22 protein-coding genes are annotated in these 22,143 nt (G+C 76.8%); 14 read left to right on the top strand and 8 right to left on the bottom strand.

Annotated elements, in window-relative coordinates:
* Window positions 1–23: 23 nt before the first annotated feature.
* A complete protein-coding gene (locus IU369_RS16975) occupies window positions 24–704 on the bottom strand; it encodes an SDR family oxidoreductase (protein ID WP_217922166.1) in 681 nt (226 codons plus the stop codon).
* 116 nt (window positions 705–820) lie between these two features.
* Here IU369_RS16975 and IU369_RS16970 point away from each other — a divergent pair, with 116 nt between their 5' ends.
* Window positions 821–1,246 carry a protein-tyrosine phosphatase family protein gene (locus tag IU369_RS16970; protein ID WP_217922165.1) on the top strand — a complete coding sequence of 142 codons (426 nt, stop codon included), beginning with the start codon at window positions 821–823 and terminating at the stop codon, window positions 1,244–1,246.
* A 7-nt stretch (window positions 1,247–1,253) separates the two neighbouring features.
* On the opposite strand, the gene IU369_RS23665 is transcribed toward IU369_RS16970, so the two are convergent.
* Window positions 1,254–1,379 (bottom strand): hypothetical protein, encoded by a 126-nt coding sequence (locus IU369_RS23665; protein WP_281426197.1) that lies wholly within the window; start codon window positions 1,377–1,379, stop codon window positions 1,254–1,256.
* 94 nt (window positions 1,380–1,473) lie between these two features.
* Between IU369_RS23665 and IU369_RS16965 the strand changes: the two genes are divergently transcribed.
* Window positions 1,474–2,862 carry a glycosyltransferase family 4 protein gene (locus IU369_RS16965; RefSeq protein WP_217922164.1) on the top strand — a complete coding sequence of 463 codons (1,389 nt, stop codon included), beginning with the start codon at window positions 1,474–1,476 and terminating at the stop codon, window positions 2,860–2,862.
* Here IU369_RS16965 and IU369_RS16960 read toward each other — a convergent pair.
* Complete coding sequence (locus IU369_RS16960) at window positions 2,838–3,620, bottom strand: phosphodiester glycosidase family protein (RefSeq protein ID WP_217922163.1); 783 nt, start codon at window positions 3,618–3,620, stop codon at window positions 2,838–2,840. The two genes, IU369_RS16965 and IU369_RS16960, sit on opposite strands and share 25 nt — an antisense overlap.
* Window positions 3,621–3,812: 192 nt before the next feature.
* Between IU369_RS16960 and IU369_RS16955 the strand changes: the two genes are divergently transcribed.
* Window positions 3,813–5,336 carry a PQQ-dependent sugar dehydrogenase gene (locus IU369_RS16955; RefSeq protein WP_217922162.1) on the top strand — a complete coding sequence of 508 codons (1,524 nt, stop codon included), beginning with the start codon at window positions 3,813–3,815 and terminating at the stop codon, window positions 5,334–5,336.
* Window positions 5,337–5,355: 19 nt separating this feature from the next.
* Here the strand turns inward: IU369_RS16955 and IU369_RS16950 are convergent, their stop codons facing one another.
* The 3 genes from IU369_RS16950 to ligD (IU369_RS16940) are packed head-to-tail and all read right to left on the bottom strand — an operon-like array spanning window position 5,356 to window position 8,268.
* Window positions 5,356–6,375: an FAD-dependent oxidoreductase gene (locus tag IU369_RS16950; RefSeq protein ID WP_217922161.1), complete on the bottom strand. Its 1,020-nt coding sequence runs from the start codon at window positions 6,373–6,375 to the stop codon at window positions 5,356–5,358.
* A gap of 25 nt (window positions 6,376–6,400) precedes the next feature.
* Entirely contained in the window at window positions 6,401–7,315 is a 915-nt protein-coding gene (gene ligD / locus IU369_RS16945; protein ID WP_217922160.1) for a non-homologous end-joining DNA ligase, read from the bottom strand.
* Complete coding sequence (gene ligD, locus IU369_RS16940) at window positions 7,312–8,268, bottom strand: non-homologous end-joining DNA ligase (protein ID WP_217922159.1); 957 nt, start codon at window positions 8,266–8,268, stop codon at window positions 7,312–7,314. Before ligD (IU369_RS16940) ends, ligD (IU369_RS16945) begins: the two co-directional genes overlap by 4 nt.
* 90 nt (window positions 8,269–8,358) lie before the next feature.
* Here ligD (IU369_RS16940) and IU369_RS16935 point away from each other — a divergent pair, with 90 nt between their 5' ends.
* Window positions 8,359–10,467, top strand: coding sequence for a phosphoinositide-specific phospholipase C-related protein (locus IU369_RS16935; RefSeq protein WP_217922158.1), 2,109 nt, complete (start codon window positions 8,359–8,361; stop codon window positions 10,465–10,467).
* A gap of 79 nt (window positions 10,468–10,546) precedes the next feature.
* On the opposite strand, the gene IU369_RS16930 is transcribed toward IU369_RS16935, so the two are convergent.
* Entirely contained in the window at window positions 10,547–11,371 is an 825-nt protein-coding gene (locus IU369_RS16930) for a class I SAM-dependent methyltransferase (protein ID WP_217922157.1), read from the bottom strand.
* A gap of 181 nt (window positions 11,372–11,552) precedes the next feature.
* Between IU369_RS16930 and IU369_RS16925 the strand changes: the two genes are divergently transcribed.
* From IU369_RS16925 to IU369_RS16895, 7 genes are all read left to right on the top strand, one after another.
* Window positions 11,553–12,149 (top strand): DICT sensory domain-containing protein, encoded by a 597-nt coding sequence (locus IU369_RS16925; RefSeq protein ID WP_217922156.1) that lies wholly within the window; start codon window positions 11,553–11,555, stop codon window positions 12,147–12,149.
* Between the two features lie 86 nt (window positions 12,150–12,235).
* On the top strand, window positions 12,236–12,841 hold the full coding sequence (locus IU369_RS16920; protein ID WP_217922155.1) for a hypothetical protein: 606 nt from the start codon (window positions 12,236–12,238) through the stop codon (window positions 12,839–12,841).
* A gap of 240 nt (window positions 12,842–13,081) precedes the next feature.
* Window positions 13,082–13,702: a hypothetical protein gene (locus IU369_RS16915; protein ID WP_217922154.1), complete on the top strand. Its 621-nt coding sequence runs from the start codon at window positions 13,082–13,084 to the stop codon at window positions 13,700–13,702.
* A gap of 11 nt (window positions 13,703–13,713) precedes the next feature.
* Window positions 13,714–16,440: a bifunctional acetate--CoA ligase family protein/GNAT family N-acetyltransferase gene (locus tag IU369_RS16910; RefSeq protein ID WP_217922153.1), complete on the top strand. Its 2,727-nt coding sequence runs from the start codon at window positions 13,714–13,716 to the stop codon at window positions 16,438–16,440.
* Entirely contained in the window at window positions 16,437–17,447 is a 1,011-nt protein-coding gene (locus IU369_RS16905) for a histone deacetylase family protein (RefSeq protein WP_217922152.1), read from the top strand. Before IU369_RS16910 ends, IU369_RS16905 begins: the two co-directional genes overlap by 4 nt.
* A 10-nt stretch (window positions 17,448–17,457) precedes the next feature.
* A complete protein-coding gene (locus IU369_RS16900; protein WP_217922151.1) occupies window positions 17,458–18,462 on the top strand; it encodes a VOC family protein in 1,005 nt (334 codons plus the stop codon).
* Window positions 18,463–18,594: 132 nt separating this feature from the next.
* On the top strand, window positions 18,595–20,661 hold the full coding sequence (locus IU369_RS16895) for a diguanylate cyclase (protein WP_217922150.1): 2,067 nt from the start codon (window positions 18,595–18,597) through the stop codon (window positions 20,659–20,661).
* Between the two features lie 30 nt (window positions 20,662–20,691).
* Here IU369_RS16895 and IU369_RS16890 read toward each other — a convergent pair whose 3' ends face one another.
* Entirely contained in the window at window positions 20,692–20,886 is a 195-nt protein-coding gene (locus IU369_RS16890) for a hypothetical protein (protein WP_217922149.1), read from the bottom strand.
* Window positions 20,887–21,117: 231 nt separating this feature from the next.
* Between IU369_RS16890 and IU369_RS16885 the strand changes: the two genes are divergently transcribed.
* The 3 genes from IU369_RS16885 to IU369_RS16875 all read left to right on the top strand — a co-directional run bounded on the left by IU369_RS16885 (window position 21,118) and on the right by IU369_RS16875 (window position 22,107).
* A complete protein-coding gene (locus IU369_RS16885) occupies window positions 21,118–21,390 on the top strand; it encodes a hypothetical protein (protein WP_217922148.1) in 273 nt (90 codons plus the stop codon).
* Complete coding sequence (locus IU369_RS16880) at window positions 21,387–21,602, top strand: hypothetical protein (RefSeq protein WP_217922147.1); 216 nt, start codon at window positions 21,387–21,389, stop codon at window positions 21,600–21,602. The genes IU369_RS16885 and IU369_RS16880 overlap by 4 nt, the downstream gene beginning before the upstream one ends.
* Before the next feature lie 139 nt (window positions 21,603–21,741).
* Window positions 21,742–22,107, top strand: coding sequence for a DUF1801 domain-containing protein (locus IU369_RS16875; RefSeq protein WP_217922146.1), 366 nt, complete (start codon window positions 21,742–21,744; stop codon window positions 22,105–22,107).
* Window positions 22,108–22,143: the final 36 nt, after the last annotated feature.

Here is a 22,143-nt window from a genome sequence, read left to right as displayed (position 1 = left end):
CCCCCCCGATCGGGTGGCCCGGGCTACGCCCTGCCGTAGACGGGGATCGCGGCGCCCGTGACCGCCGACGCCTCCGTGGAGCAGAGGAACGCGATGACCTCGCCGATCTCCCGTGGCCGGACCCACCGGTCGGCGTCGGCGCCGGGGTCGGCGGCACGGTTGGCGGGCGTGTCGATCACGCTCGGCAGGACGCAGTTGACGTTGACGCCGACGCGGCGGACCTCCTCCGACGCCGCCTCGACGAGGGCGATGACGGCGGCCTTCGACGCGGCGTACGCGCTCGCCCCCGCGAACGGCCGGCGGGCGGCGCGGCTGCCGACCGCGACGACCCGCCCGGCCCCGCGGGCCGCCATGCCCGGCAGCACCGCGCCCAACGCGATGGCCGCCGACCGGGCGTTGAGGGCGAACTGGTGGTCCCAGTCGTCGAGCGGCATCGCGCCGAGCGGCGCGCCGTCGAGGTACCCGCCGACGAGGTGGACGAAGGCCCACACGCCGTCGTCGCCGGCGCCCGCCACGAGACGCGCGAGGTCGTCGGGCGCGAGCACGTCGCAGCGCTCCAGGCGGACGCGGTCGCGCAGGTGGTCGGGGAAGTGGTCCCGCTCCGCCTCCATGATCCAGGTGACGACGACGTCGTGGCCGGCGTCGACGAGCGCCTCCACCACGCCGCGGCCGAGACCCCCGGTCCCGCCGGTCACGATCGTCACTCCCGCCCCTCGTCCCATCCCGCACCTCCGTCGCCGTCCGGTCCGCCGTGCCGACACTGGCACCACGGGGCCCGCACGGCCACCCTGCGGGCCCCGCCGGCTCGTACGATGGTCCCGTGAGCACCTGGGAGGACGGACCGGGCGTCGTCGAGCTCCCCGACGGGCGCCGGATCCGTGGCCGGGGGCTCCGGCACGGCCCGCCGGACGGCCCGCCTCCGGGGTTCGGCGTCTACCTGCTCGCCCGCGACCCCGGCCCGATGCCGTGGGAGCACCGCTGGGTGCGGTGGCCGGACTTCCGGACGCCCGCGTCGACCGCCGACGCCCTCGCGGCGCTCGCCGAGGCCCACCGGCGGGCCGGGTCCGAGCGCGTGGAGGTGGCGTGCGGCGGCGGCGTCGGCCGGACCGGGACCGCCCTCGCCGCGATCGCCGTGCGGGCGGGCGTGCCGCCGGGGGAGGCCGTCGCCTGGGTCCGTCGCCGGTACCACCGGCGGGCCGTGGAGACGCCCTGGCAGCGCCGGTGGGTCCGCCGGGCGTCCGGCTGAGCGGGCGTCAGCCGAGCCCGAGCGTCGGGCCGAGCCGCAGGAGCGCGAGACCCCCGAGCACCGCGGCCTCCATCGCCAGGATGATCCACATGTCGCGTCGCAGCGCCCCGACCTCCGTGTCGTTCCGTCTCACACGTCATACGCGCCGCGGCGTCCCGTGGTCCGGCCCGTAGAGGAACCTCGCCCCCGTCGGAGCGCCGCCGCGACGGTGCGCGTAGGGTCGGCCGATGCGGCGAGCACTCCAGGCCCTGGTGTTCTTCCCACGCGGGGGCTCGGCGCAGGTCGTCCACCACCTCGCCCGCGCCCTGCCGGCCGCCGGCTGGGGCACGCGGATCGTGGCGGGGTCCCTCGGCGGCCCCGGCGACCCCGGGCACGCGCGCTCGTTCTTCGGCCCGGACGCCGACCTCGTCGCCGTCCCCTACGACGACGCCGTCCGCGCGCCCGACCCGATGCGCGCGTCCCCGCCGATGCACCCCTCGTTCGAGGACCGCCCCGGGGCGCCCGACCGGGTCGCCGCCTCCCTCGGCGCCGACGTCGCGGAGCACATGGCGTCGGAGTGGGGCCGCATCCTCGCCGCGCCCGGGGTGCTCGACGGCGTCGAGGTCGCGCACCTGCACCACCTGACGCCGATCCACGAGGCGATGGCCCGCGTGTCGCCCGGGCTGCCGGTCGTGACGCACATCCACGGCACCGAGCTGCTGATGCTCGACGAGGCCGACGCCGGGGCGTCGTGGCCGCACACGGAGGAGTGGCGGGCGCGCATGCGCCGCTGGGCCGGCGCCTCCACGGCGGTGCTGGCATCGTCGGCACCCGCCGCCGCCGACGCCGAGCGCCTGCTCGGGCTCGACACCGGGCGGGTCCGGGTCGTCCCGAACGGCGTGGACCTGCGCCTGTTCGCGGAGCGCCGCGCGGCCCCCGCCGAGCGGGCGGCCCTCCTGCGGCGGTGGTTGTGCGACGAGCCGCGCGGCTGGTCGCCCGCGCACCCCGTCCCCGGCGGCGTCGCCTACACCCCCGAGCAGATCGCGCCGCTGCTCGACCCGCGCGCGGTGACGGTGCTCTACGTCGGCCGGTTCACCGCCGTGAAGCGCGCCGCCCTGCTGGTGCGGGCGCACGCGCGGGCCCGTGAGCAGCTCGGGCACCCCCTCCCGCTCGTCGTCGCCGGCGGCGCGGCCGGGGAGTGGGAGGGCGAGCACCCCGCCGACGCGGCGGCCCGCTCGCCGTGGGGCCACGAGGTGTTCCTGGCGGGGTGGCGGGCGCAGTCGGAGCTGGCGGAGGTGCTCGCCTGCTCCGACGTGATGGCCGTCCCGTCCGTCGCGGAGCGCTTCGGCCAGGTCTACGTCGAGGCGATGGCGATGGGGGTGCCGGTCATCGCCTGCGACGCGGGGGCGCCGCCGACGTTCGTGGAGGACGACCCCGCGTCGCCGGAGCGCTGCGGCTGGCTGGTGCCGCCCGACGACGAGGGCGCCCTCGCGCAGGCCCTGGTGGAGGTGGCGCGCGACCCGGCGGAGCGGGCGCTCCGGGGCGGGAACGGCCCGCCCCGCGCCCGCGCGCGCTTCTCGATCGAGGGCGTCGCCCGCACCGTCGCCGACGTCTACGCGGCGGCCGCCTCCGCCTGAGGGCGGGGGACGAACGCGAGCGCCGTCGCGAGGGGCCGGCCGCCGTGGACCTCGGTGCCGTCCATCTCGCGGGGCCGGTTCACGAGGTTCCCGTCGATGACGAGCGACGTCGAGCCGCCGCCGTCGAGGTTGATCGCGTCGCGGGCGCCGAGGCCGGCCAGCAGGGTCGCGAGCTCCGTGAGCGTCAGGCCCGCCTCGTCGTGCGCCCGGCCCTCCGTCGCGACGGCGAGCAGGCGGTCGTCGTCGATGCCGATCGCGGCGCGGGGGTGGCGTCCCGCGGTGATGTCGGAGTCGAACTGGGAGACCCCGGCCGCGAACCCCTCCGGGTCCTCCGCCTCGTGCAGGATGACCCGCCCCCCGACGACGAGCGCCGGACCGGCCTGCAGCAGGTCGCCCGCCGGCTCGCCCGCGAGGTCCGCGAGGGGCGCGATCACCACCCGCTCCTCGTGGACGTGGATGCACGACCGGCCGGCGGCGAACGGCGCGTCGAAGGGGCGGGTGGGGGCCCGCCGCCCGCCCATCCACACCTCGCCGAGGGGCGGGCCGCCGGGCGTCACGAAGAACCCGCCGACGAGGGCGTCGCGGATCCCCGCGCGGCGGCACCAGTCGGCGAGCGGCTCCGGGGCGGGGAGCACCACGACGGCGGGGGCGACGAGCGCCCGCGGGTAGGCGGCGACGTGGACCGTCGTGGCCGCGCCGTCGCCGAGCGCGAACCGGTGTGACCGCAGCTCGGGCCGGCACGCGGCGGGGAGGGCCATGCCCTCATCGTCGGCCGCAGGCCACCCGGATCCGAGTACTGCGACCACGCCCGGGATCCTAGGCACGGCGTCGGCCGCATCCCGGTGACGATGCGGTGACCGCGTGTGACACGGCGTCCCGCGGCGCCCGCCGGGCGCGAGGTCGCGGGACGCAAGGGTCAGGTCCGGCGCCGATCCGCCGAGGAAGGGCGCATGCTGCCCGCACACCACCTCCGCCCCGCGCTCGGCGCGCTCCTCGCGACGTCGGCCGCCCTCCTGGCCCTGCTCTGGGCCCCCGACCACGGCGCCGCGGCGCTGGCGCGCGCGAACGGCGCGCCCACCGTCAACGTGATCAGCTCGGGGATGACCGTCCCGTGGGACATCGCCTTCCTCCCGGACGGCCGCGCCCTCGTGACCCAGCGCACCGGCACCGTCCGCCTCGTCTCGCCGACCGGGGTCATCTCCCCGACCGTCGTCTCCAGCCAGACGGTCAGCCAGAACGGCGAGGGCGGGCTCCTCGGCATCGCGCTCGACCCGCAGTTCGCCACCTACCCCTTCGTCTACATGACGGCGACGGTCGGCACCGAGATGCAGGTGCAGCGCTGGCGGTGGGACGGCACCCGCATGACCCGCGACGGCACCGTCGTCAACGGCATCACCATGGGCTCCATCCACTCGTCGGGTCGTGTGCGCTTCGGCCCCGACGGCGCCATGTACGTCGGCGCCGGCGACGCCGGGGAGGGCTGGCGGGCGCAGTCGCCCACGAGCCCCAACGGCAAGATCCTGCGCGTCGGCCCCGGCCAGTTCCGCGGCGGCGTGGTCGCCCCGACGTTCTACGCCACCGGCGTGCGCAACCCCCAGGGATTCGCGTGGCAGCCCGGCTCCGGCCGCTTCTTCTCGACCGAGCACGGCCCCAGCGGCTTCGACGGCGCCAGCGGCGACGACGAGCTCGACGTGATCGTCCCCGGCGGCAACTACGGCTGGCCGAACGTCCGCGGCCTCAACCACGGCGCGTACGTCGCCCCCGTCCACGTCTGGTCGACCACCATCGCGCCGTCCGGCATCTCCTTCGTCACCCTCCCCGGGTCGACCTGGACCGGCAAGGCCCTCGTCGCCGGCCTCAGGGGCAAGGTGCTGCGGCTCCTCACCTTCGACGGCGCACGCGTCACCAGCGACCAGCCCCTCCTGCTCAACACCTACGGCCGCCTGCGCGCCGTCACCGAGGCGCCCGACGGCTCGATCTGGGTGACGACCAGCAACCGCGACGGCCGCGGCTCGCCCGTCGCCGCCGACGACCGCATCATCCGCATCGTGCCGCCCGCCGGCGCCAGCCCCGCCCCCGCGACGCCCCCCGCCATCGGCGACCCCGACGGCGACGTCGCCCCCGACCCCTCCGCCGCGCCGGACCCCGGCTCCGAGGAGACCCCGACCCCGCGGAGCCTGCCGCGCGGCGGCGAGCCGGGTGGCACGGCGATCCGGCGCCTCGTGTCCCCCGACACGGCCCGCGTCGGCGACGCGGTCCGCGTGACCGTCCGCTTCTCGGCGGTCCCCACCGGCCGCGTCGCGCTGCAGCGCCGCCTCGCCGGACGCTGGACGAACGTCCGGGTCGCCTCGGCCCGCTCGACCGTCCGCTTCGCCTTCCGTCCCGAGCGCGCCGGACGTCAGACGCTGCGGCTGCGCTACCGGGTCGGCTCCCGCCTGGTCAACCGCCCGATGGCGCTGACGGTGCGGGCGTAGCGATCCGCCGGCCCCCCGCTCAGGCGGGGGGCCAGCGCTCGTGCTCGGGTCGCCGCCCCGTGGCGTAGACCTTGGAGGCGGTGCCGCCGACCGCCAGGTACGGCGCGATCGCCGGGCGCCGCCAGTGCTCGTAGGCGCGGCACGCGCCGTCGGGGTCGCCGGGGTGCGCCGCGATCGCGATCGCGAGGGCCTGGGCGTCGCCCATGCCGAGGCCGGACCCGATCCCCACCTCGGGGTTCATGGCGTGCAGTGCCTCGCCGACCAGTGCGACCCCCGGCCGCCACCACTCCTCGCACCGCACCTCGGTGACCTCGCGGTACCCGAGCTGGTCGACCGACGTCAGCGCCGCGAGCGGCGCCTCCGCGGCGGGCAGCAGGCGCACGAACGCCTCCCGGAACGCGTCGAGGCCCGGCGCGAGCGCCTCCTCGGCACCTCCCGCGGGGCGGTCGATCTGCCAGCCGCCGGCGCTCCCGTCCGCCCAGTTGAGCAGCGTGAGCTGACGCCCGTCCGAGAGGAACGCGATCGAGAACGGCTCGGGGCCGGGGACCGGGCTCCGGAACGAGACGAACGCGGTGTCGGCCACCCGGAGGTCCGCGGGGATGCCCGCCAGCTCGCGGACGCGCGACCCGGTGCCGTCCGCGCCGACGACGAGGTCGGCGGGCAGGTCGTGCGCGCCCCCGGCGGTGCGCACCCGCGCCCCGACGACGCGGTCGCCGTCGCGCAGCAGGTCGACGAGCTCGTGCTCCCACAGGATCTCGAGGCCGTCGCGCAGCTCCTCGACGACCGTCTGGCGGGGGACGGAGATCGCGACCGGCCGCCCGCCGCGCAGCGGCGGCACGTCGATGCCGGCGGCCCGGACCCGGTCGAGCACGCCGATCTCCTCCAGGGCGTCGTACGCCTGGAACGGCAGCATGATCGGACCGGGGATCCGCCGGTCCGCGGGGGCCCTCTCGATGATCGCCGCCGAGCCGCCCCGCTGGACGATGCCCCGGGCCAGCACCAGCCCCGCCATCCCACCGCCCGCGATCACGACCCTCATGGCGTCCCCCCTCGTGGTCTCCCGGTCACGACGCTAGCGCGGCCAGGGCACGCCGCGCCGGGCCGATGGCGCGCGCATGGCGGGACATGGCGTCCCACGGGTCGCCCGTCCGCTCGAGCCGCGCGGCGACCGCGTGGACGTCGAACGCCTGCGGGCCGATCGCCGGGTCGGCCGCCTCGTCCCAGGTGAGCGGCGTCGCGACGGGCGCCCCCGGCAGGGGGCGCACCGCGTACGGGGCGACGGCGTGCTGCGCGTAGCGGTTGCGGGCGACGTCGACGTAGATCCGGTCGCCGCGCCTGTCCCGCATGAACTCGGCCGTCAGGGTGCCGGGGCTGCGCGCCACGAGGGCCGCGGCCACCTCCCGCGAGAACGCGTGCACCTCGTCGTGGGCGGCCGACCGGCGGAGCGGGGCGACGACGTGCATCCCCCTCGAGCCCGTCGTCATCACGTACGGCGTCATCCCGATGTCGCGCAGCAACGCCCCCAGGTCGAGGGCCGCCGCCCGGACCTCCTCGAACCGCGTCGTGGTGGGGTCGAGGTCGAACACGAGGCGGTCGGGCACGTCGAGGCGGTCGGCGCGGCTGGTGCCGACGTGCGGTGTGACGACGTTCTGGCCGGCGAGGTACACGAGCGCCGCCGTGTCCTGCGCGAGCACCTGGCGGAGCGTGCCGCCCTCGCGGCGCGGCACCTCGACGGTCGCGATCCAGTCGGGGAAGTGCCGGGGGACGTTCTTCAGGAAGAACCCCCCCTCCCCGACGCCCTTCGGGAAGCTCTGCAGCGCGAGCGGCCGGTCGCGGACGTGGGGGACCATCACCGGGCCGACGGTCGCGTAGTGCCGCGCCAGGTCCTCCTTCGTCAGGCCCGGGTCGGGGAACACGACCCGGTCGGCGTGGCTGATGCGGATGCGCCGGCGCCCGGCGCGGATGCTGACGTCGCTCATTCGCGCACCACCTCCCGGGGGTCCTTGTCGTCGCGCAGGCCGAGGAAGCGGGGGTGGCGCAGGCGGCCGTCGCGGGTCCACTCCGTGAAGCCGACCTCGGCCACGAGCCGCGGCTCGACCCAGGTCGCGTCCCGGAGGCGCGGCGCGTCCGCGAACGGGGGGTCGTCGCGGCGCAGGGGGCCGAGGCGCGCGGCGAGGTCGCCGAGGGTGGCGCGCGTGAACCCGGTGCCGACGCGCCCGGCGTACCGCAGCGCGCCGTCGTCGTAGTGGCCGACGAGCAGCGCCCCCAGGTCGGTGCGGCCGCCGCGGGGCGCCGTGAACCCGCCGACGACGAGCTCCTGGCGGGCGTCGCATTTGAACTTCAGCCAGTCCGGCGACCGCCCGTGGGTGTACGGCGCGTCGGCGCGCTTGGCGATCAGGCCCTCCCAGCCCGCGCGGCACGCCCGCGCGTAGAGCTCCTCCCCGTCGCGGTTGCGGTGCGGCGTGAACCGGACGGGCCCCCCGAAGCGGACCGCCCGGCGCAGCACGCCCTTGCGCGCCCGCAGGGGGAGGGCGGTGACGTCGTGGCCCGCGACGTGGAGCACGTCGAACAGGTACAACACCACCCCCCGGCCGCCGCCCTGCAGCGCGCCGAAGCTCGTGCGGCCGCCCGCGAACGCGACGACCTCGCCGTCGAGCACGAAGTCGCCCTCCGGCCCGGCGTCGCCGACGTGCCCCGCCAGCCCGGGGAAGCGCCGCTCCAGCGGCAGGTGGTTGCGCGAGAGGAGGCGCACGCCGTCCCCGTCGCGGATGGCGATGCAGCGGATGCCGTCGAGCTTGCGCTCGAACACCCAGGCCGGGTCGGAGAACCGGCGGTCGGTGCGGACCGCCGCCATCACCTCGACCCGCGCTGGGACGGGCGCCGGGCGCAGCAGCGCCCGCTCGGGGTCGGACAGGGCGGCGAGCGGATCCATGGTCCCTGGTTCCCGGGTCGGGGCGTCCCCGATCCCCGGCGGGGCGGAGGGGATGCCGTGTCGGGGTCTGCGCGTGCAGTATTGCGGCGCATGCCGCGCCGCACACCGCTCACCGTCGTCCTGCTCGTCCTCGCCGGTCTCGTCGCGACGGCCGGCCTGGTGGCCGGCTACCTGCGGGTGCAGGTGCTCAGCCCCGACACGTTCGCGCAGCGTGCCGCGGACGGCGTGCAGGCCCCCGCGGTGCGCGACGCGCTCGCCCGGTCGATCACGCGCGACGTGATCGAGCGGGCCGAGCCCGACGTGATCGTCGCCCGCCCGCTCATCGAGAGCGTCGTCGCCGGGGTGGTGGGGAGCTCGTCGTTCCGTCCGCTCGTGACCCGCGCCGCCGCCGAGCTCTACGGGGTGGTCGCGACGACCGGCGGCTCGGACCTGGTGCTCGGGCTCTCCGACGCCTCGGTGGTGGCGGTCGAGGCGCTGCGGCGCCTGCAACCGGAGCTGGCCGCCCAGCTCCCCGCGGAGGCGGAGGACGCGGCGGCGGAGCTCGGCGAGCAGCGGTTCGCGGTGGACCTCGTCGACCAGGCCGCGACGGTGCGCCGCCTCGGGGTGGTGCTGCCGGTGCTGGTGGTGCTGCTCGTCGCCGGCGCCCTCGCGGTGGCGCCCCAGCGCCGCCGGGCGGCGGGCTGGGCAGGCGGGACCCTCGTCGCCGCGGGGCTGGCGGTGACCGTCGCCCTGCCGGTGGCGCGGGCGGTGACGGTGGCCCGCGCCGGCGACGCCGACGTGGTCGCCGCGATCTGGGACGCGTTCCTCGCCGACCTCGGCCGCTGGGCGTTGTGGCTCGTCGCCGCCGGCATCGTGATCTGGCTCGCGGCGCTCGGGCGCCTGCAGCCCGCCGCCGTCGCCGACGGCGGGCGCCGCCTGCTGGGGTGGGCGACCGCCCCGCCCCGCCGGGGGTGGGAGTCGGCGGTCCGCGGCGCCGTGCTGCTCGCCGTCGCCCTGCTGCTCGTGTTCGAGTGGCGTTCCCTGCTCGCCGTCGTCGTCGTCGGGGGCGCGGTGCTCGTCGGGATGCAGGGCCTGTCGCTGCTGCTCGGGGCCCTCGGCCCGCGGCGGAGCGAGGCGCCGGTGTCCGACCGGCCCGTCCCCCTCGGCGAACGCGTCCGCGACCTCGCGCCCGCCGGGCTGGTCGCCCTGCTCGTCGCCGCCGTCGCGATCGGCGGGGCGGTCGCCGCCCTCGGCGGCTCCGAGGCGTACGGCCCGCAGGCGGTGTCGGAGTGCAACGGCCACGACGAGCTCTGCGAACGGCGCATCACGGAGGTCGCGTTCCCGGCGACGCACAACTCGATGTCCGCCGCCGAGGAGCCGGGGTGGTTCTTCGCGGAGCAGACCGGCGGCATCCCCGCGCAGCTCGACGCGGGCGTGCGGTCGCTGCTCATCGACACCTGGTACGGGTCCCCCGGCGACCGCGGCGTCGTGACGGACTTCTGGCGCAGCGGCATCGACCGCGCGGAGCTCGAGGCCGAGTACGGCCGGGACACCGTCGCCGCCGTCGAGCGCCTCCGGGGCCGGCTCGGCTTCGCGGAGGGCGACGGGGAGTCCGAGGTCTACCTCTGCCACGTCGCGTGCGAGGCGGGCGCCACGCCCTTCGACACGACGCTCGGCGAGATCCGGGGGTTCCTGGAGCGCAACCCCGGCGAGGTGCTGCTGCTCGTGATCCAGGACCAGGTGTCGCCGCAGGACACGCGCCGCGCGTTCGTGCGTGCCGGGATGCGGGACCTGCTGCTGACCCCGCCCGCCCCGGGTGAGCCGTGGCCGACCCTCGGGGAGATGATCGCCACCGGCGAGCGGATCCTCGTGATGACCGAGAACGAGACGTCCCCCGACATCCCCTGGCTCGTCCCGGCGTTCGAGGTGATGGAGGAGACGCCCTACGAGTTCGCCCGGCCCGCGGAGATGAACTGCGACCCCAACCGGGGCGGCACCGGCAAGCCGTTCTTCCAGCTGAACCACTGGCTCGAGCAGGTCGTGCCGTCGCCGTCCGCCGCGGCACGGGTCAACGCCCGCGGCTTCCTGCTCGACCGGGCACGGCGCTGCGAGCGGCAGCGCGACCACATCCCGAACGTCGTCGCCGTGGACTTCTACGCGTCCGGCGACCTCATGGGGGCGGTCGACGCGATCAACGGGGTGCGGTCGCCCGCGCGGTGACCCGGGGACGACGACGGCCCCGCGCGGAGCGTTCCGCACGGGGCCGCCGGGGCCGGCCTCACGGGCCCCCGCCGCGACGTCACCGCCGCGTCGCGATCGCCTCGGTGTAGGCGGCGTCGACCGCGATGGCGCCGCCGCCGAGACGGTCCGCGTCACGGGCGAGCGCGGCCAGGTCGGCGCGGAGGGCCTCGCCCCCGTCGCCGAGCGCCCGGTACGCCGCGGCCGTCGGGCCGTACCAGCGGACGAAGACGTCGGCGAACTCGTCCGCGGAGGCGAAGCGGAACGTGAACGTCCGCGGGACGACCCGCAGGGAGGTGACGCCGTCGCCGAACAGGGTGCGCAGGTGGGCCTCGGTGCCCCACAGCATCGGCGGCCGCAGCCCGGCGGGCGGCGGCACGTGCGCGGCGACGACGCGGAACAGGTCGCCGATGAAGCCCTCCGGCGTCCAGCTCGCGAGCGCGATGGTGCCGCCGGGGCGGCAGACGCGCAGCAGCTCGGCGGCGGCGCGCTCGTGGTCGGGGGCGAACATGCAGCCGAACACCGACGTGACCGCGTCGAACGCGGCGTCGGGGAAGGGGAGGTCCTCGGCGTCGCCGTCCCGCAGGTCGACGTCGAGGCCCTCGGCCGCCGCCCGCTCGCGGCCCCGGGCGACGAGCGACGGGACGTAGTCGACGCCGACCGACGTGCACCCGAGGCGGGCGGCGGCGATCGCGGCGTTGCCGCTGCCGGTCGCGACGTCGAGGACACGCCATCCGGCGTGCAGGTCGGCCGTGTCGCAGAGGCGCTCGGCGGTGAGGGCGATCCGCGCCGCGACCACGTGGAAGTCGCCGGTCGACCAGGCGGCCTGCTGGCGGGTCTTGACGGCGGCGAGGTCGGGGGCGGGGGCGGTCTGGGTGGGGGTCATCTCAGTTCTCCTCGGTGTGTCGCCGGGCACCGCGCCACGGCGTACGCCGACGCTACGAGCGGCCGCCGGACGCGCCATCGGTGACCGGTGCCCATCTTCGTCCGGGGCGGTGCCCATCCCCGGGCGACGCGTGCCCCCGGCGACTCCAGATCGCACGCCGCGGGGCCGATGGAGCGGGCGGATGCCCGCACTGCCGCCCTCCCTGCTCGACCTGATCGCCGCCAGCACCGGCCGGGCGCCGCGGATGCAGACGCGACGCGCCCTCGTCACCGCGAGCCACGAGCTGGAGGACCGCTACGGGGTGCAGCGCGGCGTCACGCCGCTGCTGTTCGGCGGGTTCCAGCGCATGCGCTTCTTCGACCACGACCGGGCGCGGTGGCGTCACTTCGCGCGCGGGGCGGCGATGACCGTCGTCGCCGTCGGCGCCGACGGGCCCCCGCGGAGCGGACCCGGTGACCCGGTGATCCTGCACGTGGGACGCGACGACCCGTTCTGGCGCGACTGGCTCTGCCTCGCGTACGCGGGCCCCGAGGGGTCGGGGGTCCTGATCGCCCGCGACGTCGAGGGGGATCCCGACGAGCCCCTCTCCGAGCGCCGCAGCGTGGGCCTGGTGTCGCACGATCCGCGGGTCGCCCACGCCGCGGCCGTCTGGACGGGCGCCTACCTCGCCGGTCACGACCCCGCCCTCGGCGCACGCTGGCGGGCGGCGCTCGATGCGGCGCCGCCGCTGCCGCGCCGCCGCGCCCGCCGGCGCGCGGCGGGTGCCCTCGGCAGCTAGGCGGGAGGCGGGACGCCCCCGACCGGGGGGGTGCGGACCCCGCGCGCGGGGGGTGGCCCACGGACGCGGGCCGGTACCGTCGAGACATGAGGACCGCCGCCGCCCTGTCCGCGCTCGCCCTGCTCCTGCTGGTCGCCGGGCTCGCGACGGCCGTGCCGCGGACGGGCGGGGTGGACGACCCGCAGGACAGCCGCCCGCCGTTCGAGGGCACGGAGTTCGCCGACGCGTCCCGCGTCACGGTCTCCTACGAGCCCGAGGACGGCAGCCTGATCGCGACGCTCACCCTGGTGGCCCCGCTCGGCACGACGGCGTCGCCCGGCGCCAGCACGTTCGCCGACCTGACCTTCGGCGCCGGCGCCACCGGCCCCGGCGGGGTGTGCGTCGTGCCCGACCCGGCGGGGGAGGGACGCGCCGGCGACCTCCGCGTCGCGGCGACCATCGACAGCAACGGCCCCCCCGGCGCCATCACGGACCTCGTCCGCACGACGGTCCAGGTCGCCGGCGGCCCGCAGCTCGTCGGGGCGTCCGGCGCCATCAGCGCCGACCGCCGCGTCATCACCTGGACCGTCGCGCCCGACCCGGCGCTCGCCGGCCGCGACCTCGACTGCGTCGGCGACGTCGCCATGTCGTACTCGTTCTCCGACTCCGACGCGATCGCCGGCTTCCCGCTGACGACCCCGCCGGACCGATGACGGCGGCGCCCGCCGCCACCGTCGCCGTCACGCGGGGGCTACTGCTCGCACCCTGAGGGGTCCCGCCCGGCCGTCACGGCCGGGGGTTTTCCCGCAGGACCGGTCCGGGGTGACGCGGCGGACGCGGGCCCACGCCGCCCGTAGCCTCGCCGGCGACGCGTGCCTCGCCGCCGCCCGCCCCCGGACCCGGGCGGGCCGGCCGCGAGCGCCACGCCCATCGGATCGCGAGGAGTGGACCACATGGACGACGCCCGGATGCGCAAGGCCTTCTGGATCGGCGGTCTCGTCGCGGGGGCCCTGCTGATCGTCCTCGGGGCGATCTGGATCTGGCAGGGGGCATCGGCCCGCAGCGAGGTGCACGACACGATCAGCCGCGAGCAGATCGTCGGCACACCCGACATGAGCCCGGCGACCTTCGAGGGCGACATCGAGGGCGTCGACATCCCGACGTGCGACGTCGCCGACGAGGAGATCACGACCGGCGCCGAGGCGCGGTGCTTCGCCGACTGGATGCGCGTCCACGCGCTCGAGGGGACGGGCGGCAAGACGTTCGCCGAGATGGGCCGCTTCCTCGACGCCGAGGGCAACGACGTGTTCAACGAGTCCGAGGCGGCGACCGACCCGAAGACCGGTCAGCCCGTCACGAACCCGGCGCGCGACCTGTGGGTGACCCAGCGGGCGCTCGCGACCGGCCTGGAGCTGGCCTTCGTCGGCGAGCAGATCTCGCTCTTCTCGCTCGCGACGGGGATCGTGTTCCTCGTCATCGGCATCGGCCTCATCGTGATGCTGACCGTCGGCGGCGTGCTCCGCACCCGCGCCGCCCCGGACGCCGCGGCGCCCCCCGCGCCGCCGGCCGCCTGACCGTGGCGACCGTGGCGGACGTGGTCGATGTCGAGCTGCGCGACGGCTCGACCGCCCGCGTCCGCCCGGTGCGCCCCGACGACCTCGCGGCGCTGACGGCCTTCCTGGAGCGGCTGTCGCCCGGCGCGCTGCGCAACCGGTTCTTCGGCAGGGTCGACCCGGCGCGCGCCGCGCGCGACATGGCGCTCGGCGGCGGCCCCGGCGACCACGCCCTCGTCGTGCTCAGCGGGGTCCCCGAGCGCATCGTCGGGCACGCCCAGTACGTCCGCGAGCCCGGCGGCCGGGTGGCCGAGGTCGCCTTCACGGTGGCCGACGACTTCCAGGGACGGGGACTCGGGACCCTGCTGCTCGCCCACCTCGCCGAGCACGCGCACGCCGCCGGCGTCGAGCTGCTCGACGCGGAGGTGATGTCCGAGAACCGCCGGATGATCGACATGTTCCGCGCGAGCGGCTTCCCGGTCCTGTTGCGCAGCGACCGCGGCACCCACTTCGTGCGGTTCCCGTCGTCGCCGTCGCCCACCGCGGCCGCCGCCTTCGAGGACCGCCAGCGGACCGCCGCCGCGGCGATGGTGCGCCGCGTGCTCGCCCCGGAGTCGGTCGCGGTGATCGGGGCGTCGCGCCGCCCCGGCTCCGTCGGCGGCGAGGTGCTCCGCCACCTCCGGGCCGGCGGGTACGCGGGGGCGCTCCACGTGGTGAACCGGTCGGCGACGGAGGTCCAGGGCCTGCCGTGCCTGCCGGGCGTGGAGGACCTGCCGGAGGGCGTCGACCTGGCCGTCGTCGCGGTGCCCGCCCGGAGCGTCCTCGACGTGGCGCGCGCCTGCGGGGTGCGGGGGGTGCGCTCCCTGGTGGTCCTGAGCGCCGGGTTCGCGGAGGTCGGCGCCGACGGCTCCGCCGCCCAGGCCGAGCTCGTCGAGATCTGCCGGGCGACGGGGATGCGCCTCGTCGGCCCCAACTGCCTCGGGGTCATCAACACCGCGGAGGGCGCCCGCCTCAACGCGACGTTCGCGACGGGGATGCCCCCGGCCGGCAACGTCGCGATGCTCTCCCAGAGTGGCGGGCTCGGCATCGCCCTGCTCGAACGGGCGCGCGAGATGGGCGTCGGGATCTCGTCGTTCGTCTCGGTCGGGAACAAGGCCGACATCTCCGGCAACGACCTGCTGCGCTTCTGGGAGGACGACCCCGCCACCGAGGTCGTCCTGCTCTACCTCGAGTCGTTCGGCAACCCGCGCGCCTTCGCCCGGGTCGCGCGGCGCCTGTCGCGCACCACCCCGATCGTGGCGATCAAGGGGGCCCGTGGCGGCGCCGGGGCGCGCGCGGCCGGTTCCCACACCGGCGCGCTGGTCGCGGCCTCCGACGTCACCGTCGACGCCCTCTTCCGCCAGGCGGGGGTGATCCGCACCGCGACGTTGGCGGAGCTCTTCGACGTGACCCGGCTCCTGTCGGGCCAGCCGCTGCCCGCGGGCCGGCGGGTCGGGATCCTCACGAACGCCGGCGGCCCCGGCATCCTCTGCGCCGACGCCTGCGAGGAGCAGGGCCTCGACGTGGTCGAGCTGCCCCCGGACCTGCGGGAGCGGCTGCGTCCCCTCGTCGCCGCGGAGGCGTCCCTCGGGAACCCCGTCGACCTGCTCGCCGCCGCCGGCCCGGAGGACTTCGGGCCCGTCCTCGAGGAGATGATCGTCCACGGGGGGCTCGACGCCGTCATCGTGATCTACATCCAGCCGGGGCTCGGGAGCGTGGGCGGCGCCGTGGCCGCCGAGGTGCAGGCCGTCACCGCCCGTCTGCAGCCGGATCTCCCCGTGATCTCCGTGCTGATGTCCGCGGCCGACCGGGCCGAGGCCCTCGAGACCGCGTCGCCGGGTGCGCCGCCCGTCTACGAGTACCCGGAGGCCGCCGCGACCGCCCTCGCGCGGGTGGTGGGGTACGCCGACTGGCGCCGCCTCCCGCCCGGCCGCGTCCCGGGGTTCCCCGGCACACGCCCCGAGCACGCGACGAGCCTCCTCTCGGGGGCCGTGGTGGCGGGCGCGGAGTGGCTGCCCGCGGCGGACCTGGCGGCGTTGTTCGCCTGCTACGGCCTGCCGCTCATCACATCCCGCGTCGCCGCCACGCCCGCCGAGGCCGGTGCGGCGGCCGCCGCGATCGGCGAGCCCGTCGCCCTGAAGGCGATCGCCGCGGGGCTGGTGCACAAGACCGACGTCGGGGCGGTGCGCCTCGGCCTGGCCGGGGTGGCCGCCGTGACCGCCGCCGCGCAGGAGATGCGGGACCGGCTCGCCGTCCTCGGCCACGACGTCACCGGCTTCCTCGTGCAGCCGATGGTGCGCGGCGGCGTGGAGATGCTCGTCGGCAGCACGACCGACCCCCAGTTCGGCCCCGTCGTCGTGTGCGGGATGGGCGGGACGGGCGCGGAGATCCACCGCGACATCGCCGTCCGCCTCACCCCGCTGACCGACCTCGGCGCCCGCACCATGGTCGCGGGCCTGCGGATGCTGCCGCTGCTGCAGGGCTACCGGGGCGCCCCGCCCTGCGACGTCGGGGCCCTCGAGGAGCTGGTGCTGCGGGTCGCCGCGATGGTGCACGCCCACCCGCAGATCGTGGAGCTGGACTGCAACCCCGTGAACGTGTCGCCCGAGGGCGTCGTGATCCTCGACGCCCGGGTGCGCGTCGCCCCGGCGCCCCCCGCCCCGCCCTGGCCGTCGCTGCACGCCGCCCCGCCGCCCGAGTGGGGGGCCGCCCCGCCGTGAGCCCGCCCCTCTGGTTCTCCCACCCTGCCGCCATCGGTCACGTGACGGGTGGCGGGCACCCGGAGCGACCGGAGCGGATGTCCGCCGTCACCGACGCCCTCACGCGGCGGGGCTGGCTCGGGTACGCCCGCCGCACCGCGCCGCCCGCGACCGACGCGCAGCTGACGGCGGTCCACTCCGCCCGCTACGTCCAGGCGCTCCGCGCGATGAGCGCCGGCGGCGGCGGCGCGTTCGACCCCGAGACGCCCGTCGGCCCGGGGTCGTGGGAGGCGGCCCGGCGCGCCGCCGGCGGGGCGTGCGCGATGGTCGACGCGCTGCTCGGTGGGGAGGCGCCCGTCGCGTTCTGCGGTGTCCGGCCCCCCGGCCACCACGCCGCCCACGACACGACGTCGGGGTTCTGCCTGCTCAACAGCGTCGCCGTCGCCGCCCGCCACGCCCTCGACGCGCACGGCCTCGCGCGGGTGCTGGTGATCGACTGGGACGTCCACCACGGCAACGGCACCAACGACATCTTCCGCCGCAGCGACGCCGTGCTCTACGCGAGCATCCACCAGGGCGGGATGTTCCCCGGCACGGGCCCGCTGCTCGACGTGGGGTCGGGTCCCGGGACGGGGTTCTCGATCAACCTGCCGGTGCCGGCGGGCAGCGACGAGGACGCCTGGCTGTCCCTCCTGGAGTGGATCGTCGTGCCCGCCGCCGAGGAGTTCCGGCCGCAGCTGGTGCTGGTCTCGGCCGGCTTCGACGCCCACCGCGACGACCCCCTCGGCGGCTGCCTCCTCGACGCCGCGTCGTTCGCCGAGATGGCCCGTCACGTGCGGGCGCTCGGGACGCGGGTGGGGGCGCCCGTCGGCGCCGTGATGGAGGGCGGATACGCCCTGGGGGCGCTGGCGGAGTCGGTGATCGCGACGATGGGGGCCCTCGCCGACGACCGCCCGCCCCGGTCGGTAGCCCCCGACTTCGCCACCTCGCGGGCGGCGTCGGTCATCGGCCACCACTGGGGGCTCTGAGCCGCCGGCGGTGCTTGCGCGCGCAAGCACCACCGGATATATTTGCTCGCGCAACGATCTGTGCACCGCGCGAGGGGACGACGCCATGAAGCTCGAGGGCCTCCACCACATCACGATGATCACCGCGGACGCCCAGCGGAACGTGGACTTCTACGCCGACGTCCTCGGGCTGCGGCTGGTGAAGACCACGGTGAACTTCGACGACCCGGGCGCCTACCACCTCTACTTCGGCGACGAGCGCGGCGCGCCGGGCTCCATCCTGACGTTCTTCGAGTACGCGGGCGCGGAGCGCGGCCGGGCGGGCCTCGGGATGATCCACACCGTGCAGCTCGGCGTCCCGGCCGAGGCGCTCGACCTGTGGGAGGCGCGCCTGGCGGCCGCGGGTCACCCGGCCGTCCGCGAGGACGGGGTGCTGCGGTTCGAGGACCCCGACGGCCTCGGGCTGGAGCTGGTCGTCGCCGACGACGGCAACCCGCCCCTGCGCGCGGAGCACCCGGAGATCCCGGCGGCGTCGGCGATCACCGGCGTCGAGGGCGTGCGCGCGTTCAGCGAGTACGCGTACGTCGAGGAGCGGCTGCTCACGGACACCCTGGGGTTCACGTACCTCGGCGACGGCCGGTACCGCCTCGACGGCGAGGAGCGCCACGTCCACTGGACGTTCGACCCGCCGACGACGAACGGCCGCCCCGGGGCGGGCACGGTCCACCACATCGCGTGGGCGTCGCAGGACGCCGACCACGTCGCGTGGCGCGACCGGATCGCCGCGGCGGGCGGCCTCGTCACCGACGTCATCGACCGCGACTACTTCGACGCGATCTACTTCCGCACCCCACGGGGCATCCTGTTCGAGATCGCGACGATGTCCCCGGGGTTCGCCGTCGACGAGGACCCGGACCGGCTGGGGGAGGAGCTGCGGGTGCCCGCGATCCACGCCCACCTGCGCGAGTGCCTGGAGCGCACCCTGACGCCGATCGCCAACCCGCGCGCCGTCCGGCGCGCCGCCGGCACCCGCTGACGCGCCGACGGGCCCCGCGCGGGCCGTTGCGGGGTCCCGGGGCCCCCGTCGCCGTGCGGGGGTAATGCAGGAGAGGATGCGGCCGATGAGTATCCCGTCCCACCCCGTCCGCTCCCGGAGCTCCGACGCCCCATGACCATCGGGCCCCACGTCACGCCACTCGACAGCCCGCCCGACGCGGACGACCTCGGCCTGCTCGAGCTCGTGCAGGACCTCGACGCCATCATCTGGGCGTTCGACCCCGCCGCCGACCGGTTCACGTTCGTGAGCGAGCACGCCGAACGGGTGCTCGGGTACCCACGGAGCGCGTGGACCGACTTCGCGTCCTGGGCGGCGATGATCCACCCCGACGACCGCGCCGCCACGGCGTCGTTCTGCATGGCGCAGACCGCCGCCGGCCGGGACCACGACTTCGAGTACCGGGTCGTGGCCCGCGACGGCCGCGAGGTGTGGGTGCGCGACATCGTCCGGCTCGCGCGCGACGACGCCGGGACGGTGGTGGGGCTGCGCGGGGTGATCACCGACATCACGGCGCAGCGGGTGGCGCAGGCGCGCCTCGCCCGTCTGACCGAGAGCCAGGAGGCCTTCGCCGCCGAGCAGGCGGCGTTGCGGCGGGTGGCGATCGAGGTCGCGCGCGGCACGAGCGCCGACGAGATCTTCGGGGCGGTGGCGCGCGAGTGCGCGGGGCTGCTGGGGGTCGAGTCGGCCCTCGTGGCGCGGTTCGAGGGCCGGGAGGCGGTGGTGGTCGCGAGCCACGGCGGGCACTCGACGCTGGGTGAGCGCCTCCCGGCGACGGGCGACGGCGCGCTGGCGCGCGTCGCGACGACCCGCTCGAGCGCCGCGATCGCCGACTACGCGTCGCTGCCCGCCGGCGCCCCGCTGCGGATCCACGCCCTGAGCCACGGGTACCGGGCGAGCGTCGCGGCGCCGGTGGACGTGTCGGGCGCCCTGTGGGGGGCGGTCCTCGCGACCACCAAGCGCGACGACGGCCTGTCCCCCGACGCGGACGTGCGGCTGACCCGGTTCGCGGAGCTGGTCGCCCTGGCCGTCGCGAACGCGCAGGCCCACACGGAGCTGCACGAGCTGGCGACGACGGACACCCTGACGGGTCTCGCGAACCGCCGCGCGTTCGAGCAGCGGCTCGCCGACGAGGCGGCCCGCGCCCGCCGGCACGGGCACGGGCTGTCGCTGGTGATCCTCGACCTCGACCACTTCAAGGAGGTCAACGACGTCTACGGGCACCCGACGGGCGACGAGGTGCTGCGGCAGGTCGCGGCCCGGATGCGCGCCCTGGTGCGGCCGGGGGACACGTTGGCGCGGATGGGCGGCGAGGAGTTCGCGTGGCTGATGCCCGACGCACGCGAGGACGCGGCGCGGGGGGCGGCGGAGCGCCTGCGGCACGCGATCGAGGCCGAGGGGTTCGCGCGCGGGGTGTCGATCACGATCTCCGGGGGCGTCTGCGAGCTGTCCCGCACCGGGGGCCCGGCGGAGCTGTACCGGCTCGCCGACGAGGCGCTCTACTGGGCGAAGGAGCGCGGCCGCAACCAGGTGTGGCGGCAGTCGCAGGTCGCCTCCGCCCGGGCGGGGTCGGAGGGCCGGGCCGGGTTGGGCGGCGACCAGAGCCAGACGATCCGGGGCATCCGCGCCCTCGCCCGCGCCGTGGACGCGAAGGACCCGTCGACGCGCCTGCACTCGGAGCGCGTCGCCGACCTGAGCGTGAAACTGGCGACGGCCCTCGGCTGGGACATCGGGCGCATCACGTCCCTCGCCGAGGCGGCCCTGATCCACGACGTCGGCAAGATCGGCGTGCCCGACGCGATCCTGCTGAACCCGGGCCCGCTGACGGCCGCCGAGTACGAGACGGTGAAGGCCCACGCGGTCCTCGGCGCGCAGATCGGCGCGGAGGTGCTGTCGCCGGAGCAGGTGAGCTGGGTGCGCCACCACCACGAGCGCTGGGACGGCGGCGGTTACCCCGGGGGGCTCGCGGGTGCGGAGATCCCGGTGGGCGCCCTGGTGATCGCGGTCGCGGATGCGATGGACGTGATGTGCTCGGCGCGCATCTACGCGGCGCCGCGCCCGCGGGCGGAGGCCCTCGACGAGATGCGGCGGGAGCGGGGTCGCCAGTTCGCCCCCGTTGTGGTGGACGCGCTGCTGCGGCTCGCGGCGACGGACGGCCTGGGGGTCGACGGGGCCCACTGAGCCCCCGTCGGCGCCCGACGGGCGGCGGTGTCAGCGGCCGGCGCCGTGCAGGTAGGTGATGTCCCGCCCGGTGGGGTTGACCTCGGCCTCGCGGCGGGCCTCGACCTGGTGCGCCCAGTCCTCGGCGATGACGGGCCAGCGCCCGAGGACGTCCTTGTGGCGGAGGAACCACAGCAGCTCGGGCCGTGAGCGGTCCCGTGCGGTGTGGAAGCCACCCTCGCTCATGGGCGTCGCGTCGGCACGTCTCGCTCGGCTCCGGGTCGGGGCACGCGGGCCGCAGGATATCCGGCGGACGACCCGTGCCCAGGGGATCCGCGCCGCCCCGTGACGGCGTCCCGCCCGGCGGCGGATGGGGGGTGCCGGGGAAGCAGGGCCCCCCCGGCGCGCGTACCTCCCCCGAGGTGTGAACCCGCTCGCCCCGCCGCCCGGGCCGAGCCGACGTGGGAGACGTTCCAGTTGTCGAGCAGCCGGCGCCACGCACCCCCGTCCCGCACCGCGGCCACCGGCTCCCTCCCCGACCGCGTGCTCGGCCCCGGCATCGTGGTGGCCGTCGAGCCGGACGGCAGCGAGGTGGTGTGCGCGGGGCGCGACCAGCTGTCCCGCCACCTCGAGGAGTGCCGCCGCCGCGGCCGTCGCCCCCACCTGCGCTGGCGCGACGACGACGGCAGGGTCGTCCGGTCGGCGTCGCCGCCCGGGGGTGTCGTCGCGCACGGTGGGTCGGCGGCGTGAGCGCGCCCGCCGTCGGGCGCGCGGCCGACGCGACGGCCCGCCCGCCCGCGGTCTGGCCGGAGGCGGACGTGCGGGTGCGCTACGGGTTCCCGCTCCCCCTCTGGGTGGCGCGTTCGCGGCACCCCGCCTCCCCGGCCGAGCTGGTGGGGCGGGGCGTCTCGCGCCACGGGGCGCTCCGGGCGCTGTCGCGCCGGGTGAGGGCCCTGACCTGACGCCCGGGTGCGGGTGCGCGCGTCACCGTCACACGCCGCGCCTATCCCGGACGTGGGCGGCCCTGATAGGTGTCGACGGAACCGCCCCGGCCGGGGCGGTTCCAGGTCCCGTGTCGGGGCGTGAGGAGAGGTGGTCGGGGTGGCGGAGAGGAAGAGGTCGAAGAAGGCCGGCGACGACGAGGACGCGGTGACCGCGAAGATCGCCTCGTTCGACGAGCCGTACCGGTCGATCTGCCGGCGTGTCCACGAGGTGATCCTCGAGAGCGTCCCGGAGCTCCGCCCGAAGCTCTGGTACGGCATGCCGGGGTACACGAAGGGCGGTCCCGTCCTCTGCTTCTTCCGCGTCGATGACGGGGTGATGTCGTTCGGCCTGACGGAGAAGGCGGACATCTCCGTCGAGGAGGGGGCGCCGGACCAGCTCGTCGGGGCCGCGTGGTTCCTCGCGGCCCTCGACGCGGCGACGGAGGAGCGGATCGCCGCGATCGTGCGCCGCGCCGCCGGGTGAGCTCGGTGCGGTCAGGGTTCGACGGGATTGCGACCC

It is taken from the genome of Miltoncostaea oceani, from assembly GCF_018141545.1.
GTDB lineage: Bacteria > Actinomycetota > Thermoleophilia > Miltoncostaeales > Miltoncostaeaceae > Miltoncostaea > Miltoncostaea oceani.
The sequence above is the reverse complement of the archived record's forward strand: the minus strand, read 5'-3'. Positions and strand labels throughout refer to the sequence as shown.